The sequence below is a fragment of the Microbacterium sp. B19 genome, from assembly GCF_000333395.1.
Taxonomy (GTDB): Bacteria; Actinomycetota; Actinomycetes; order Actinomycetales; family Microbacteriaceae; genus Microbacterium.
This window is the reverse complement of sequence record NZ_BADA01000105.1, coordinates 1-2,281: the sequence shown is the minus strand read 5'-3', so window position 1 is coordinate 2,281 and position 2,281 is coordinate 1. Positions and strand designations below refer to the sequence as shown.

Sequence of the window (2,281 nt, the reverse complement as noted above, 5' to 3'; positions counted from 1 at the left end):
CCGTGAACTGGCGCCGCCGCACACGCACGCAGCGCCGCGCACACAGCACGACGCCGCCCGGCCGGGGCGGCGGGGCGGCGTCGAGGGAGCGCGGGAGCGCGGGGTCAGTCGGTGCCGGCGTCGAACGCGGCGGACTCGCCCGCGGCATCCGTCGCGTCGGCGAGACGCTCGTCGGCCGCGTCGACGGGAGTGGCCGGCTCGATGATCTCACGGGCGCCGCCGACGGCGACGTCGCCGACGAGCTCGCCGGTCGGGCCGCCGATGAGGCCGAGGCCGGCGTACTGCTCGAGACGGGCGCGCGAGTCGGCGATGTCGAGGTTGCGCATCGTGAGCTGACCGATGCGGTCGACCGGGCCGAACGCGGCGTCGCCGACGCGTTCCATCGAGAGCTTCTCGGGCGAGTACGACATCCCGGATGCCACGGTGTCGAGGATCGTGTAGTCCTCGCCGCGGCGCAGGCGCAGGGTCGATGCCGCACCCGGGCGCACGGCTGTTCGGGGCATGGCGCGACGTCGACGTGCTGTACGTGCACGGGTGGTCGGACTACTTCTTCCAGACCGCTCTCGCGCGGTTCTTCACCGACCGGGGTGCGCGGTTCCACGCGCTGGATCTGCGCAAGTACGGCCGCAGTCTCCGGCCCGGGCAGACGCCCGGGTACGTCGCCGCGCTCGACGTGTACGACGCCGACATCGAGGCGGCCCTGGATGCCATGGGCACCGAGGCGCACGGCCGACGTCTCGTGCTCCTCGGGCACAGCACCGGCGGTCTGACCCTGACCCTGTGGGCCGCGCGGCACCCCGGGCGTGCGCACGCGGTCGTGCTGAACAGTCCGTGGCTGGAGCTGCAGCTCGGCCCGCTCGGGCGGCAGGCGCTCGCGCCGATCCTGAACGCCCGCGCGCGCATCGACCCGCTCGGTACCCACCCCGTCGTCGACCTCGGCTTCTACACCCGCGCCCAGCGCGAGGTCGGCACCCTGCCCGACAGCCCCGACGGGTGGCGGCCCGAGCGCGGCTTCCCGACCCATCCCGGCTGGCTCGCCGCGGTCGTCGCGGGCCATGCGCGGGTGGCATCCGGAGTCGACGTCGGATGCCCGGCGCTCGTGCTGCTGTCCGCGCGCTCGGCGTCGGCGCTGTCGTGGAGCGACGCGATGCGCGAGGCCGACTCGGTGCTCGTCGTCGATGACATCGCGCGGGCGGCGACCCGCATCGCGCGGGAGGTCACGATCGTGCGCATCGACGGGGCGCTCCACGACGTCTTCCTGTCGCGCGCGGACGCCCGGGATGCCGCGTTCGCTGCGCTCGAGCGCTGGTCGGGGTGGCTAGCGTAGGAGGCGATACAAGGAGCCCCATGACCTCGACGACCCCCACGGAGCAGTACCGCGCTGCCCGCGACCTCCTCCTCGCCGCCCGCACCGATCCCGACCGCGCCGCGGCGTTCGCGTGGCCGCGGATCGAGGGGCCCTTCAACTGGGCGATCGACTGGTTCGATCCGATGGCGCGGGGGAACGACCGGCCGGCCCTGATCGTCGTCGACGACGACGGCACGCACCACGAGCGCACGTTTGACGAGCTCGCGCGTCGCTCGGATCAGGTCGCCGCGTGGCTGGCATCCCGGGGCGTCCGGAAGGGGCACGCGGTCCTGCTCATGCTCGGCAACCAGGTCGAGCTGTGGGAGGCGATGCTCGCGATCATGAAGCTCGGCGGCGTCATCGCGCCGACCACGACGGCGCTCGGCGCGCACGATCTCGCCGACCGGATCGAGCGCGCGGAGATCCGTCACGTCATCGTCGATTCCGCGGATGCCGACAAGTTCGATGCCGCACCCGAGGATCTCGGCCGCATCGTCGTGGGGGAGCCCGTGCCGGGCTGGGCCTCGTACGACGACGCGTTCCGCGCGGAGGCGGCGCCAGCGGCGCACCCGGGCACCGTGGCGGACGACCGGCTGCTGCTGTACTTCACCTCAGGCACGACGTCGAAGCCGAAGCTCGTCGAGCACACGCACGCGTCGTACCCCGTCGGGCACCTGTCGACGATGTACTGGCTGGGGCTCCAGCCGGGTGACGTGCACCTGGCGATCAGCTCGCCGGGCTGGGCGAAGCACGCGTGGAGCTGCTTCTTCGCGCCGTGGATCGCGGAGGCGACGGTCCTCGCCCTGAACTACTCGCGGTTCTCCGCCGACCGGCTGCTCGACGTGCTGGAGCGCGACGGCGTCACCACGTTCTGTGCGCCGCCGACGGTGTGGCGCATGCTCATCCAGGCCGACCTCACGGGCGGCGCGGACG

Annotated in this window: 1 protein-coding gene and 2 pseudogenes; 2 read left to right on the top strand and 1 reads right to left on the bottom strand. The window is 73.3% G+C overall.

The genetic code is table 11. The features are described 5' to 3' along the window. Positions 1-104 precede the first annotated feature (104 nt). Positions 105-467 (bottom strand): annotated as a pseudogene (locus tag I5G_RS03730) (argininosuccinate synthase); the annotation flags it as partial. Between the two features lie 38 nt (positions 468-505). Here I5G_RS03730 and I5G_RS20405 point away from each other — a divergent pair. Together I5G_RS20405 and I5G_RS03720 are read left to right on the top strand one after the other, a co-directional pair. Next, positions 506-1,327, top strand: a pseudogene (locus tag I5G_RS20405) (alpha/beta hydrolase); the annotation flags it as partial. Between the two features lie 20 nt (positions 1,328-1,347). Then, positions 1,348-2,281: AMP-binding protein (locus I5G_RS03720; protein ID WP_022877852.1), on the top strand; the 934-nt coding region annotated here is incomplete at its 3' end.